This is a genomic window from Neorhizobium sp. LjRoot104 (assembly GCF_964253725.1).
Classification (GTDB): Bacteria; Pseudomonadota; Alphaproteobacteria; order Rhizobiales; family Rhizobiaceae; genus Neorhizobium.
Genome location: NZ_CAXURS020000002.1, coordinates 1,772,203 through 1,784,644 on the forward strand (window position 1 = coordinate 1,772,203; position 12,442 = coordinate 1,784,644).

Below are 12,442 nucleotides of genomic sequence, written 5' to 3' on the forward strand. Positions count from 1 at the left end.
CATTCCCCTGCTCTTTTGGCCCTGCCGAAGAGGAAGGCAGCGCAAGCTTCATTTTAATGTCTTATGGCTGCGTGCAGCGGGCAATGCAAAGCTCGGCACCAGCCTTAGCGCATTTCTTGGAAGGCGGCCGCCGCCGAGCCAAAACGGCTGAGAATACCGGCAAGCTTCTCGCGGTTGGCATCGGAAACAGGCACCATGGGCAGTCGCATTTCCGGGCCGGCAAGGTTGCAAAGCGCCAACGCGGCCTTGACCGGACCGGGATTGGACTCGATGAATATCCCGGCCGTCAATTCGGCGATCATCTCGTGCAATTGCAGAGCCCGGACCATATTACCTGCACGGAACGCCTCGACGAGTTGCACCATTTCCCGCGGCGCAACATTGCCGACAACACTCGTCACGCCGATCGCGCCGACCGACAGGAATGGCAATGTCAAACCGTCATCGCCGGAATGGATGATCAGATCATCACCGCAGGCCTGCCGCAGTTGGGTGACGCGGCCGACGTCGCCTCCAGCTTCCTTGATGGCAACGATGTTATCGTGACGCCTTATTAGGCTCGCGCAGGTTTCCGGCGCGATTTCAACGCCGCAACGACCAGGGACCGAATAGAGCATGACCGGAAGGTGGGTCTCTTCCGCCGCCACCTCATAGTGAGCGATCAGACCGGCCTGTGTCGGCTTGTTGTAATAGGGGGTAACCAGCAAGAGGGCATCGGCTCCCGCCTTTTCGGCGCGACGAATCTTCTCGACGGTCTTGCGCGTATCGTTGGCTCCGGCTCCCGCCATCACCATTACGCGGCCAGCGGCCAGCTTGACGGTGCGGGCGATCACGGCGTCGGCTTCATCGTCGGAAAGCGTCGCCGCTTCGCCGGTGGTGCCGACCGGCACGAGGCCTGTGACACCGGCTTCGATCTGCCGTTCGACCAACGCATCGAAGGCCTCATAATCGATGGCGCCATCTTGGAAGGGAGTGACGAGGGCAGTGAAGACGCCACGGAAACGTTCTGCGAGTTCCATCATCGAATTTTCCTTTCTATCCTCAATCCGTGAGGCAATTGGAGAGACTATAGCGACCGGGTCCCGGAGCCTGCGAAACAAGCCATTGGGCAGCGGCAAGCGCGCCTTCGGCATAGGCCGCCAGGGTGTGAACGCGGTAAGTGAGAGTGATCTCGGCCGACCCCATGTCGAGGCGTAGCTCGTTGATGCCGACAGTATCGCCTTCGCGATTTACGGAAATGCGAGGCTTCGGCGCGGCAAAACCCATGGAACGACTGCGTGCCTCATAAAGCTGGCGGGCGAGCAGAATGGACGTTCCCGAAGGATCCGCTTTCTTGCGAACATGATAGGTTTCGGAGACCGACGGCTCCGCTGCCGGCATGTGCCTGACAAGATCGACGGCTGCCCGGCGGAAAGCCTCGAAACCATGGGCGAAATTGGCGCTGACCAGTATCGGCCGATAACGGGAGAAATCGGAAAGTCGCGCCTCGTCCTCGATGGAAAAGCCCGTGGTTCCGATGATCATCGGTATCGACTTCTCGCCGATTTCCGCCTGTAGCGAAAGGCTCGCCACCGGCGTTGAGAAGTCGATCATGACGTCGCAATGGCTTTTCATGGCCGCCTGCGGCGGGCGGTATTCGACGCCGCCGCCATTGACGGGCGTACCCACCAGTCGAGAGCCGGGTGAAACTAGCGCTGCGGCCAGTTCCAGTCCCGGATTGGCGAGCACCAATTCCACCAGTCGCGTGCCGACACGGCCCGAGGCCCCGACGATACCGATACGCATGGCCAGGTCCTCAGTCGATCACGACTTTGGGTTCGGACATTTCGCGCAAGGCGATACGAACCCCTTCACGGCCGAGGCCGGAGCGCTTGACGCCTCCGAACGGCACATGCTCAGCCCGGAAATCCGGCCCCTCGTTGATCATCACGCCGCCAACGACGAGATCGCGTGAGAACATCTTGATCAGCGCATGATCATTGGTGAAAACACCGGCCTGTAGGCCATAGCTGCCGGCATTGACCTCGGCGATCGCCTGCGCGGCATCGGTAAAGCTTCGGATTGCGATGACCGGACCGAACGTCTCGTCCGCGATGACCGGAGCATCGGCACTGACATCTCCAATCACGGTCGGGGCAAACAGCGTACCATCGTGCGTGCCACCATGCAGCAGACGGGCGCCCGCGTCGATCGTCGCCTTCACCCTCTCCTCCACCACGCGCGCTGCTGCCTCATCGATCACGGTGCCCATATCGGTATCGGCGCGCGAAGGATCACCGAACTCGACTGCGTCGACCGCCGCCAGCAGTTTCTCGCTGAACGATCTCTCGATATCCTTGTGCAGGTATAGCTTCTTGACCGCCGCGCAGCTTTGCCCGGCGATTTCGAAACGATGTCCAACTGCGGTCGCGACGGCAAGATCGAGATCGGCATCCGGCAGCACGAACAGAGGATCGTTGCCGCCCAGCTCCATAAGGCAGCGCACGAGACCGCTGGCGTTCTTCAGCGCGAGGCCCGCTCCAGGCCCGCCCGTGAACGACAGAAGATCGATGGGCGACTTCGCAAGCGTGATCGCCGCCTCAGCTTCCCCGTGGACGATCTGAAACAAATCCGCCGGCCAGTTGGCCTTCAGCGCCAGTTCCCGCAACCGGGCGGCGGCAAGGGGAGCTTTTGGCGAAGGTTTGGCAACGACGGCATTGCCGGCAGCAATCGCCGGACCCAACTTGTGGCAGAGCAAATTGAGCGGATAATTGAACGGTGTGATCGCGCCGATGACACCGACCGGTTCATAGGTAATGGTCGCGAGCCGGTCGGCTCCTCCTTCCACGATGGCGCAATGCAATGCCTCTCCGTCAAGAAAGGTGGCCGCGTCGCCGGAAAGCCTCAAGGTATTCTGCGCACGACGCACTTCATTGCGCGCCTCACGGATCGTCTTGCCCATTTCGCATGAAATGATGCGTGCCATGGTCTCCGCATCGGCTGCGATTTCGTTGGCCAGCGCATTCAGCATCGCCCGGCGTGTCGCCGGTGTCGAGCGGCGAAACTGCTGCTGCGCCACCTTGGCACGCATCACGGCACCATGAATTTCGGCTGGGCTGCTGATGCCGACCTCGCCGACCACTGCGTCGTTGAACGGATTACGGACGGTGATTGCGTGGACAGCCGAAACGACGGCATGCTGAGTCTGGGGCATGTCAGGGTCTCACTCTCGTTCGATTTTATTGTCGGAAGCGCGAACCAGCGCGCCGATGGAGATGGGCCGGAGCGGCCAACGTCGGCCGGTCAGATCACTCGCCGAAGGTGGCCGCACGTCGGGCCGCAACTCAGCCATCAGCCGTGCGGTGTTCTCCGCGCAGAAGCGGCCCTGGCAGGCCCCCATTGCGAAGCGGCCATTATGTTTGACCTCCCGGCCGGACAGTGGATCAGGCGCGTCGCAAAGCGTCTTCAGGTCCGCCAGGGTTCGGTTCTCACAGCGGCAAATGACGGTATCGTCGGTCAGTGCAGAGCGGAGCGGGACGACCGGCGCGAAGGTTTTCGCTAATATCGCCTGCGCCTTGCGCTGCTTTTCGATTGCGCTAGCTCTCGTCGCGATATCTCCTGCCTTCAGCAAATGCATGATCTGCCGCGCCGCCCGGCGGCCATCGGCTTCGGCTGCGGCAGCGCCCAGCGCCTCACGGCAATCTCCGGCGATGACGACGATCGGCGTCCGGTCCTCTGCCTGATCGGGCAGACCGAAATCATTGGGGCGGATCCCATCATGAAGACCGATACGGTCTACTGCGATGCGGTGCTCTGCTCCGTTGTTGTCACGCAACGTAACGACAAGACCATGCGGCTCCCGCTCAATGGCGGAGACAACCGTTCCGCGCATCCAAGGGACGCCAAGACGCCAGATATCCCTGAGATAGAATACCGCCTCGAAAAGAAGACCGGGATAGGCCAAGAGCCTTGCAGGCTGCAACGGATGCCGTAGCGGATCGCCTGCCTCGATGACGGCAACCGGCGGATTGCCAAGCCGCGCCATCTGAGCAGCAACCGCAAGCAGCAGTGGGCCGCTGCCGGCAAGCAGAATGCGCCCTTCCGGCGCCCGGCCCGTCTCCTTCATCATGACCTGCAGGCCGCCCGCGGTAGAAACGCCGGCCATCTCCCACCCCGGTCGCGGCAAAACCTTCTCGACGGCGCCGATGGCGATGACCACCGCCTTTGCCGTTATGCGCTCGACCAGACCGGTTTTCCGGTTCTCCAGCATTGCCACGCCGTCACTATCGATGCCGAGGAACATGCCGCTGTACTGGACAGATATGCCGCATGCGGCAAAGTCGCGGGCAAGCCGATGCCAGCGGGCCTTGACGGCTGGAGGCTGCGCAACCTGGACGGCGCCGGGTACCGACTGTCGGTAAATCGCGCCTCCAATCGTTTCGCGTTGCTCGATGATTGCAACAGAAAGCCCGCTACGTACAATTTCAATCGCGGCAGCAAGCCCCGCCGGTCCTGCGCCGATAATCAGGATATCAATCTCCCGCATGGCTGCGCTCCACCGACGTTATCGACAGATCCTGCCGTGCAGGCGTCAGGCATGCCTCGCGAACGGTATCACCTACATGGACGAGACAATTCTGACAGGCACCGATGCCACAGAAGTAACGCAGTTCATTCCCGAGGGCATCGTGGCCAAGATTGAGGATACCGGCACGGGTCAAGGCGGCTGCAACGGTTTCGCCTTTGTAAAAGGGGATCACGCGGCCATTCCAATAAAAGCATGGGGCCGTCATGCAGCTACCTCGCGCGGAATGAAACGGGAGGGCTCAAAAGGTTTGAGATCGATCCCCGCTTCGTCACCGCAGACGATATTCGCTATGGTCTGGCCGGTAACCGGACCAAGGCATATGCCGTCACCCTCAAAGCCCGTGGCGACGAAGGCGTTGTCGTAGCCCGGTATGCGTCCGATCAACGGCAGTCCGTCCACGACTGCCGTCCTGACACCAGCGAAGTTACGCAGCAACCTCACATCCGCCAGCCCTGGCACCAGTGCCACCGCATCGCGCAGGATACGGGTCACGGCATCGATATCGTTGGCACAGCGATCACCATGATCTTCCCGTGTGCCACCGATCAGGAATTGCCCGGTGCGCAGCGGATCTATGACGAGACCAAGACCGCGCGGAGCGATTGTCTGGCCTTTCTGGCTGCCTTTCGAAAGCAGATACCGTCCCGACATGATCGAACCGGGCATGGCCGCATTGAGTTTCTGCGCGCGTTCGGTGACCAGCAGCTGGCCCTTTCGCGGGACAAGCACATTCTGCAAGCCAAGCAGTGCGGCCGAACCATTCCCGGCAGCGATGATCACGGCATCCGCAGGGACTTCACCCGTTGCCGTCACCACGCCCGCCGCATGCCTGACTGCACGGCCGGGAAGGATGGCTTTAATGGGGCTGGCGCGCTTTACGACGACGCCAGCCGCCGTCAAAAAACGATGCACGATCTGATAGCCGATGGCATGACCTTCGCCAAACACCTCGACCGCCAGCTTCGCATCGTAAGACAGGGCAGGAAAACGCTGCCGTATCCCGGCTTCCGACAGGAGTTCAACCTGCACGCCGGCACTCGCAAGAGCTGCGGCATGGGCATGCAGAACCTCGCATTCGGCATCCGATGCCGCCACGATGAATGTCGAGCGGCTCTTGAAGACGTCGGAGAACAGGCCGCCTTCGGCAAGCTTGCGATAAAGCGCCACACCGGCCAGCGCCGCTTCCATCATCGGGCCCGGCCGCTTGCTCGCAACAGAGACGGCGCCATCGGCCGCACCTGTTGCTCCGGCCGCGGGAGCCGTGGCATCGAGGAGCGTGACTTTTATCCCGCGCCGCGTCAGGAAATAGGCGGTCGCTGCTCCGACGATACCTGAACCGACAATAATGGCTGTGGCGGGTTTTGAGGATGGCATGCTGCTTTAACCGACAAAAATTAAGTCTGTGACCCAATATTGGCGGCAGTGGGCAGCGGGCGTCGATACAAGAGAACGGTCTTCATAGTTCATGAAATTTGTATCGGCGGCGCGAAAGCGAACTCGTAGAGCGGTTTAAAAGGGGGAAAAGCCATGGCCGAAATTAGCCTTACTCTTATCCAGACCTTCTATCAGGTAGCACGTCACGGCTCGTTTTCCGGGGCGGCACGGGAGCTCAATCTAAGCTATCAATCCGCGGCAAATCATGTGCGCCGCCTGGAGCAGATCCTGAAGGGGAAGCTGATCGACAGCGAGCAGGGAGCGAAACGCATTTCGCTCACCCCGCGCGGCCGGGCGCTTTATAATCTGCTCCATCCCGAACTGGATATCATGCTTGAGCGCTTGACCAAGCTGATCGAAAGCCAGCGATCATCGCTGAGAGTGGGCATGCCTCAGGCGATTTTCTTCTACCTGTTTCCCAGAGTGCTTTCGCGTTTCCGCGAGGTCTTTCCGGAGATGGAGTTCGCCGTATCGGAAAGGGACACGGTGCTGGCCGAGCTGGTCAAGAACGGCAGCCTCGACATCTGCATTTCCGAACGCTATTTCGGCGATCCCGTGGTCCCCCAGCGATTGTTGGGAAGTTACAGGCTTAGTCTCGTCTACCCGCGCAGCTGGGGCGAACCGCCGGCGCAGTCCGACATCCCGTTTTGGGCTGACGGCAAGCCCTTCATCACCTATGAACCAGGCCAAACCCTGCGCAATCTCTCCGTCGATTTTCTCAGTCGTGACGGGCGCTCAATACAGCCAGCCATTTCCACCTCCGGCAGCTCAAGCGTCAAACGCTGCGTGGAGGAAGGCCTCGGCTTTTCGATCATCCCATCCTGGTGCGTCGGAGCAGAGGAAGAGACCATCACGACGATGAAGCTCACCAGCCTGCCGGAAGTCCGTGTCTATTTCGGCAGCGCCAGTTTCCTTCAGAAGCACCCCACCGTCCAGCAATTGTTCGAAGACTGTCGCCGCGAGCTGGTCGGGCCGATCCTCGATCCGCCGCGCGGCGAAGGATACACCATCGCTCCCCTGTGATGGCGACATATAAAAAAGACTATAAGTCCGTCCGCGTCTCTAGCATTGTGCGGACCGATCTGCGGGATAGGCTGGGCAAGGCTACCGGAGATCAAGGCAGCCAGAGATTGCGAAGGCAATTCCGGGGAACAATGGAGAAACCAGCAATGAATTTGATTTCGAAGATCTGTGGTGCCGCAGCGGTCGCACTCTCGCTGTTCGGAACAGCAGCATCCGCAGGCACGATCGAAGATATTCGCGCGCGCGGCGTCTTGCGCATTCCAGCCATTCTTAACGAAGTGCCTTATTACAACAAGGATCCACGATCCGGCGAATGGCAAGGCTTTGTCATAGACATGGCCAACGATGTGGCCAAGAGCCTTAACGTAAAGCTCGAAATTGTCGAATCCAGTTGGGCGAACGCCATCCTCGACGTTCAGAGCGGCAAGGTCGATATGGCCTTTGCAGTGACCGCGACACCGGTTCGCGCCATGTCAGTTTCCTTCTCCGCTCCGACTTACTATAACAGTTTTGTGCTGGTTTCGTCCAAAAAAGAGCTGGATGGCAAAAGCTGGAACGAACTCAACGATCCCAAATACACTTTTGCCGTCGATATGGGGTCTGCTCAGGATCTGATTACCCAGCAATTTCTTCCCAAGGCCAATGTCCTGCGTTTCAAGACCCGTGACGAGGCGATCGTCGCCGTCAGCACCGGCAAAGCCGACGCGCTGGTTAATACCATGCTAAACGGTCTCGTCATAGCCAAGCGGGCAACGACGATCGGTAGCGTGAAGGTTCCGACGCCGGTTCTCTCCACACCTTCGGTTATAGCGCTGAACTACAAGGCCGACGAAACCTTCAAGAGCTTTGTATCCGCCTGGGCCGAATACAATCGACGCATTGGCAACAACCAGACCTGGATCCTGAAAAGCCTCGAACCGTTCGGCATCTCATTGACAGATATGCCCCCAGGCTTCGGCTTCGGCGGCTGATATCCTCAGCAACAGAAATCCACCGCTCGCCAGGCAGGTTCATGCCTGCCTGGCTGCTAGCGTTTGCGATGATTTCACGAGGTCAAGCAGAAATCGAGGCACGTCACGTGCAAAAGCTTTTTCATGCGTGCCAGTATATCACCGGCCCAACCGGTTCTCACGGACTAATGGGCGAATTCGCCCCAGCGATGAGCGTACCAGTCAGCGACCTATTGCAGATGATTAGGGACCTTGAAAAACGCGACGTTCAATTTCTGATCTATCCGCGATCGCGCCTAGCGAGGCTGGCGACGATTAATGTCTCAGTCGGCCTTCACCAGCCGCGCCCAACGCGCCATCTCGCCGACAAAGCCCTCAGGGGCGGCCGGCCTTTGTCCAGCAAGCGAAGCCACAGCATCGATCCGGGAAGATGGCTGGCCGGCCTCGGCATTGCAAAACACGCGCATCAGCATCTCCATGACGGCTGCAACGCGATCATCGGCGATCGAATAGTAAATTTGCCGCGATTCACGCCGCGTCTGCACGACACCGGCCTGGCGCAATTCGCCAAGCTGCTGGGACAGCGCCGGCTGCTTGAAATCCAGATCTTCCTGGATCTCGCCAACAGACCTCTCCTTCTGGGCGATGTGGCACAGCAGTATCAGGCGACTCGGTGTGCTGAACAGGCGCATGAAGTCTGCAGCCTCAGCCGCCTTTACCTGCAGAAGATCTCGAAGAGCGTGGTGTTCATTTTCGTTCGATCTGCGATCCAATCGATACGTCCAGGCCACAGGGCATGTTTTCTCTCCAGGTCCTTGGTGCCGTCGTCGCGCGGCTCGAACGAGCGCTGATCGCCGAGCGAACCAAGGCCGGCATCAAGGGGGCAAAAGCCCGCGGCAGGCTGCTAGGCAATCGAGGTGTTCGGGAGAGGCGACCGGACGCGATCAAGGCTGTGTCGAAGGCGCGGCAAAAACTCTATATCGACGAGCTGATCTCCTCTGCCCAGACTTGGCTCCCCATTGTTCGGCAACTTCGGCCGAAGCATAGCTGGGACAATGTCGTGCGCAACCTCAATCGTCGAGGCCATAACTGGACGGTGGAAAGGCCACGTCGTGCCGTGCATCGCATGGTCCGCTCTCGCGGCCAATCTCACTGACTGGCGGGCCACGGAAATCCTGCGCAGGAACAGCCCTGTATTTGGCGATGGCGCGATGCTGAGGGCGAGCGGCCTCTAGGAGAACGCTCTATGGCTATGGCTCCCGAAAGGTGGAGGCCCGGTATCGATCTGTGGACGAACGTGCTGACAGACAGATGACATCAGGGATTACATCCTCGCGTGAATATATTTCACAAATTTGGCCAATGGTGATAGGTTTTCACTGACGGTGACGGTTTCCCGCAACGGGGTCTAGATCCGGTGATCCAATTTCGCGAGATGACCTATGGGTGAATGGCCAACGCAGGGCGTGATTGACTTTCACGGAAGACCGTTGCCCGAACGAGGCGAGCCGGCCGGCTATGCTGCGATCATTGCGGTTTGACCTAATCGTTCCCCCCCCCCTCGCGGATGGCCGCGATCTCGGAGCGGCATCACCCCAGATCGACCGAAGCGTGGCTCATGCTCACGCCTCGCCATCGTCCGGAGTCAACCCTGGTCTCTCAGCTGGTCTTTGCCTTCAAATATGAAGGCATCGACCTTCAGGTGCTGGCCGCACTTTTTCGAGCAGCTCACCCTGAGGCGATCGAGGCGATTATCCGGATGACTCCAACCGGCGCCTTTGCGCGACGGATCTGGTTTCTGTACGAATGGCTGACGGGCGTCCAGCTCGATATTCCAGATCCCGGCAAAGTGCGAATGGTCCCGGTTCTCAACCCGGATCAGCAATATGGTCTGGCGGAGGGCGATCCGTCGCCTCGGCACAAGGTCCTGAACAACCTTCCCGGCACCGCAGATTTCTGTCCGCTCGTTCGAAAGACAGAGGCTCTTGCCGCATTCTCGCAGAAGGCGCTTGGCGTGCGGGCGCGCGAAGCGATGGGCCGGGTCCGACCCGATCTGATAGCACGCGCCGCAGCGTTCATCTTGCTCAACGATTCAAAGTCATCGTTCGCTATTGAAGGAGAGCGGCCGTCTGGGCAAAGAGCGGCGCGTTGGGGACAGGCTATTTCGCAGGCGGGCGTGAGAGCGCTCAGTCTCGAGGCGCTCGATCGTCTTCAGCGGATCGTCATCGGCGATGCTCGTTTCGTGCGCCTCGGGCTCCGAGATGAGGGCGGTTTCGTCGGTGTTCATGACCGCGACACCAATATGCCCATTCCCCATCACATCAGCGCCAGACATGAGGACCTCGAAAGCTTGATCGGCGGTCTCATCGCCTATTCCGATCGCGCGACACGAGGAGCGATGGATCCGGTCGTGGCCGCAGCTTGCCTGGCGTTCGGCTTCGTCTACATCCACCCGTATGTCGATGGGAACGGCCGCCTTCACCGCTGGCTGATCCATCATGCCCTCGCGACAGCATCCTATAGCCCGCCTGGTCTCGTGTTTCCCGTCAGCGCAGCAATCCTGCGAAACATAGACCAGTACAGGGCTGTGCTGGAATCCTGGTCTGGCCCTTTGTTTCCTTTCATTGAATGGCGCCCCACCGCTGCTGGCAACGTTGAAGTGCTGAACGACACTGCTTCGTTCTACCGGTACTTCGACGCAACTGAGCATGCCGCCTTCCTCTACGATTGCGTCGAACAGACCGTGGATCATGATCTGCCGCAGGAAGTCCGGTTCCTCCAAGCCTTTGATCTTTTCGCGGCTGGTGTTCAGGAGGTCGTCGACATGCCTATGGCCCAAGCCGAGTTGCTGCACAAATTTCTCGACCAAAATGGGGGTCGCCTGTCGCAGCGGGCGCGCACAAAGGAGTTCGCTGCACTCAACGATACGGAGGTTGAACAGATCGAGGCGCTCTACGCCGGCACATTCGAGCACTGCTCGGACTGAGAGAATTGGACCGCCTGTTCAGATGAAGGCCGACCAGCCGAGCAGCGGCACGACGCTGCCTACGACCGCCAGGTAAAGGGAAATGGATGCGCCCGCGGCCAGGCTCGCTCGCATGAAAACGGTACCCAGCCCGAGGTACACGGCGGGGATGGCCCCGCCAATGAAAAATCCGGAAAGCGTCATGACTGATACCCCGTCACTTGGGGAAGTGCTCGACATGGGTCTCGGCGGTACGCCCGAAATAGACGACGCGTCGGCCGAGGAACGAGACGAGATATCCCGCGCAGCCGGCCGCCTTCGCTTGCTCGCAGAAAGCGACGTAGCTGTAGTCGGCGGGATTGGCTTGCGCCCACCGCACGAGGCGTTCAACCTCGGCGGCATCGAAGGCGGCGGCGACGCTACAGCCAGAGGGCTGCATGTTCAGCACGACGCTGTCGCCGTCTGGAAGATAGAAGGTCTGGGTGTTGCGGCGATAGTCCACCATGTAGCCTTCGAAGCCAGCGGCGATCAGCTTGCCGACGAATTCCGGGAAGCAGAGGCTGTTGTCGTGCGCACCGTCCTGGCAGGCTTTGGCAATAGAAATCCGCTCCGCGTCCATGGCGGTTTCCTTTCGTTTCGATATTGAGTTTGGCCGGCGCCTTACTCCACCGGAGTTGCTTTCAGTTCGCGCCGCTCGGCGAGAACCTTTAGGATACGGTCGAGCGCTTCATGCTCTTCCTTTGTCAACACGCCGAAGAATTCAGCGTCATTCTGGTCGGCAAGCGATGCCAGCACCGGAATTTTGGTGCGGCCCCCTGTCGTCAGGGACAAGCTGTGGGCGCGCTTGTCGTCCGGGCTCTCCTCCCGCGCAACCAGCCCTTTGGCTGTCAGCCTCTCGGCGAGCTTGCTGATCGCGCCCTTGGTCATGCCCATTCTCTCTGCAAGAACTGACGGCGGCGTCGGCTCGCGTTCGTATAGCGCCCGCATGAACGACCACTCCGCGACGGTGACATCTTCGCCAGATACCTTGCGCGCAAACTCCTGCGACACGGCATTCGACACCATTCGCATCCAGTACCCGGTGTGATCGGTCAGTTTCGAGGTCTGGGTCATAAGAAACTCCTTGTTGACTAGGAAACTAAAACAACATAGTTTCCTAGTCAACAACAATTTGAGACCATATAATTGCGACCCACCGATTGTGACGTTGGCGGACTCCTTAGGTCACATCCACCACCCATTATCAGCGTTCGGCCCTACTGGCTCCGGGGCAAGATTCAGCATTCAAATGGCCTCTATCCGCGGAGCTCGCCCGGACCGGGCAGTCCAGTTCCAGCCCCAAGTTGGTTCGTCCACTTGAGAGTGCAGACGTCAACAATTGGCGGATTCCAGACGATCGAGAAGATTCCATCGAACTTGGACGGCAAAAAGCAGTATGAGTACAACGAAATGGATTCCGCTCGACCAAGCAAATCGACACAGATGGTTTGCGGCCTCCGGATG

13 protein-coding genes and 1 pseudogene are annotated in these 12,442 nt (G+C 59.7%); 4 read left to right on the forward strand and 10 right to left on the reverse strand.

What is annotated here, in order from left to right:
- Window positions 1-104: 104 nt before the first annotated feature.
- From dapA to ACSQ8R_RS30600, 6 genes are read right to left on the reverse strand one after another with little or no spacing between them, the layout of a single operon-like run.
- Complete coding sequence (dapA, locus tag ACSQ8R_RS30575) at window positions 105-1,022, reverse strand: 4-hydroxy-tetrahydrodipicolinate synthase (protein ID WP_436257069.1); 918 nt, start codon at window positions 1,020-1,022, stop codon at window positions 105-107.
- Between the two features lie 19 nt (window positions 1,023-1,041).
- Entirely contained in the window at window positions 1,042-1,785 is a 744-nt protein-coding gene (locus ACSQ8R_RS30580) for a 4-hydroxy-tetrahydrodipicolinate reductase (RefSeq protein ID WP_436257070.1), read from the reverse strand.
- A gap of 10 nt (window positions 1,786-1,795) precedes the next feature.
- Window positions 1,796-3,193, reverse strand: a complete 1,398-nt coding sequence (locus ACSQ8R_RS30585) for an aldehyde dehydrogenase family protein (RefSeq protein ID WP_436257071.1) — start codon at window positions 3,191-3,193, stop codon at window positions 1,796-1,798.
- A 9-nt stretch (window positions 3,194-3,202) separates the two neighbouring features.
- Complete coding sequence (locus ACSQ8R_RS30590) at window positions 3,203-4,525, reverse strand: FAD-dependent oxidoreductase (RefSeq protein ID WP_436257072.1); 1,323 nt, start codon at window positions 4,523-4,525, stop codon at window positions 3,203-3,205.
- Window positions 4,512-4,772: a 2Fe-2S iron-sulfur cluster-binding protein gene (locus ACSQ8R_RS30595; RefSeq protein ID WP_436257073.1), complete on the reverse strand. Its 261-nt coding sequence runs from the start codon at window positions 4,770-4,772 to the stop codon at window positions 4,512-4,514. Before ACSQ8R_RS30595 ends, ACSQ8R_RS30590 begins: the two co-directional genes overlap by 14 nt.
- Window positions 4,769-5,941 carry an NAD(P)/FAD-dependent oxidoreductase gene (locus tag ACSQ8R_RS30600; protein ID WP_436257074.1) on the reverse strand — a complete coding sequence of 391 codons (1,173 nt, stop codon included), beginning with the start codon at window positions 5,939-5,941 and terminating at the stop codon, window positions 4,769-4,771. Before ACSQ8R_RS30600 ends, ACSQ8R_RS30595 begins: the two co-directional genes overlap by 4 nt.
- A gap of 153 nt (window positions 5,942-6,094) precedes the next feature.
- Between ACSQ8R_RS30600 and ACSQ8R_RS30605 the strand changes: the two genes are divergently transcribed.
- Both ACSQ8R_RS30605 and ACSQ8R_RS30610 read left to right on the forward strand, forming a co-directional pair.
- Window positions 6,095-7,024, forward strand: coding sequence for a LysR family transcriptional regulator (locus tag ACSQ8R_RS30605; protein ID WP_436257075.1), 930 nt, complete (start codon window positions 6,095-6,097; stop codon window positions 7,022-7,024).
- Window positions 7,025-7,170: 146 nt separating this feature from the next.
- Complete coding sequence (locus ACSQ8R_RS30610) at window positions 7,171-7,995, forward strand: transporter substrate-binding domain-containing protein (RefSeq protein ID WP_436257076.1); 825 nt, start codon at window positions 7,171-7,173, stop codon at window positions 7,993-7,995.
- Window positions 7,996-8,297: 302 nt separating this feature from the next.
- On the opposite strand, the gene ACSQ8R_RS30615 is transcribed toward ACSQ8R_RS30610, so the two are convergent.
- Entirely contained in the window at window positions 8,298-8,747 is a 450-nt protein-coding gene (locus tag ACSQ8R_RS30615; RefSeq protein WP_436257077.1) for an ArsR/SmtB family transcription factor, read from the reverse strand.
- Here ACSQ8R_RS30615 and ACSQ8R_RS30620 point away from each other — a divergent pair.
- Window positions 8,699-9,115: pseudogene (locus ACSQ8R_RS30620) on the forward strand (recombinase family protein); the annotation flags it as partial. The gene ACSQ8R_RS30615 and the pseudogene ACSQ8R_RS30620 sit on opposite strands and share 49 nt — an antisense overlap.
- A 477-nt stretch (window positions 9,116-9,592) precedes the next feature.
- Complete coding sequence (locus ACSQ8R_RS30625; RefSeq protein WP_436257078.1) at window positions 9,593-10,960, forward strand: Fic family protein; 1,368 nt, start codon at window positions 9,593-9,595, stop codon at window positions 10,958-10,960.
- 18 nt (window positions 10,961-10,978) lie between these two features.
- On the opposite strand, the gene ACSQ8R_RS30630 is transcribed toward ACSQ8R_RS30625, so the two are convergent.
- Genes ACSQ8R_RS30630 through ACSQ8R_RS30640 form a run of 3 tightly spaced genes read right to left on the reverse strand, consistent with a single transcriptional unit; the run spans window position 10,979 to window position 12,052 of the window.
- On the reverse strand, window positions 10,979-11,143 hold the full coding sequence (locus ACSQ8R_RS30630) for a hypothetical protein (protein WP_436257079.1): 165 nt from the start codon (window positions 11,141-11,143) through the stop codon (window positions 10,979-10,981).
- Window positions 11,144-11,156: 13 nt separating this feature from the next.
- Window positions 11,157-11,558, reverse strand: a complete 402-nt coding sequence (locus tag ACSQ8R_RS30635) for a DUF1398 domain-containing protein (protein ID WP_436257080.1) — start codon at window positions 11,556-11,558, stop codon at window positions 11,157-11,159.
- A 41-nt stretch (window positions 11,559-11,599) separates the two neighbouring features.
- Entirely contained in the window at window positions 11,600-12,052 is a 453-nt protein-coding gene (locus ACSQ8R_RS30640; protein WP_436257081.1) for a MarR family winged helix-turn-helix transcriptional regulator, read from the reverse strand.
- Window positions 12,053-12,442: the final 390 nt, after the last annotated feature.

What these genes read in the sequence shown, in the direction of transcription:
- dapA (WP_436257069.1), bottom strand. Translation starts at nt 1,022, where the DNA reads ATGATGGAACTCGCAGAACGTTTCCGTGGCGTCTTCACTGCCCTCGTC.
- ACSQ8R_RS30580 (WP_436257070.1), bottom strand. Translation starts at nt 1,785, where the DNA reads ATGCGTATCGGTATCGTCGGGGCCTCGGGCCGTGTCGGCACGCGACTG.
- ACSQ8R_RS30585 (WP_436257071.1), bottom strand. Translation starts at nt 3,193, where the DNA reads ATGCCCCAGACTCAGCATGCCGTCGTTTCGGCTGTCCACGCAATCACC.
- ACSQ8R_RS30590 (WP_436257072.1), bottom strand. Translation starts at nt 4,525, where the DNA reads ATGCGGGAGATTGATATCCTGATTATCGGCGCAGGACCGGCGGGGCTT.
- ACSQ8R_RS30595 (WP_436257073.1), bottom strand. Translation starts at nt 4,772, where the DNA reads ATGACGGCCCCATGCTTTTATTGGAATGGCCGCGTGATCCCCTTTTAC.
- ACSQ8R_RS30600 (WP_436257074.1), bottom strand. Translation starts at nt 5,941, where the DNA reads ATGCCATCCTCAAAACCCGCCACAGCCATTATTGTCGGTTCAGGTATC.
- ACSQ8R_RS30605 (WP_436257075.1), top strand. Translation starts at nt 6,095, where the DNA reads ATGGCCGAAATTAGCCTTACTCTTATCCAGACCTTCTATCAGGTAGCA.
- ACSQ8R_RS30610 (WP_436257076.1), top strand. Translation starts at nt 7,171, where the DNA reads ATGAATTTGATTTCGAAGATCTGTGGTGCCGCAGCGGTCGCACTCTCG.
- ACSQ8R_RS30625 (WP_436257078.1), top strand. Translation starts at nt 9,593, where the DNA reads ATGCTCACGCCTCGCCATCGTCCGGAGTCAACCCTGGTCTCTCAGCTG.
- ACSQ8R_RS30630 (WP_436257079.1), bottom strand. Translation starts at nt 11,143, where the DNA reads ATGACGCTTTCCGGATTTTTCATTGGCGGGGCCATCCCCGCCGTGTAC.
- ACSQ8R_RS30635 (WP_436257080.1), bottom strand. Translation starts at nt 11,558, where the DNA reads ATGGACGCGGAGCGGATTTCTATTGCCAAAGCCTGCCAGGACGGTGCG.
- ACSQ8R_RS30640 (WP_436257081.1), bottom strand. Translation starts at nt 12,052, where the DNA reads ATGACCCAGACCTCGAAACTGACCGATCACACCGGGTACTGGATGCGA.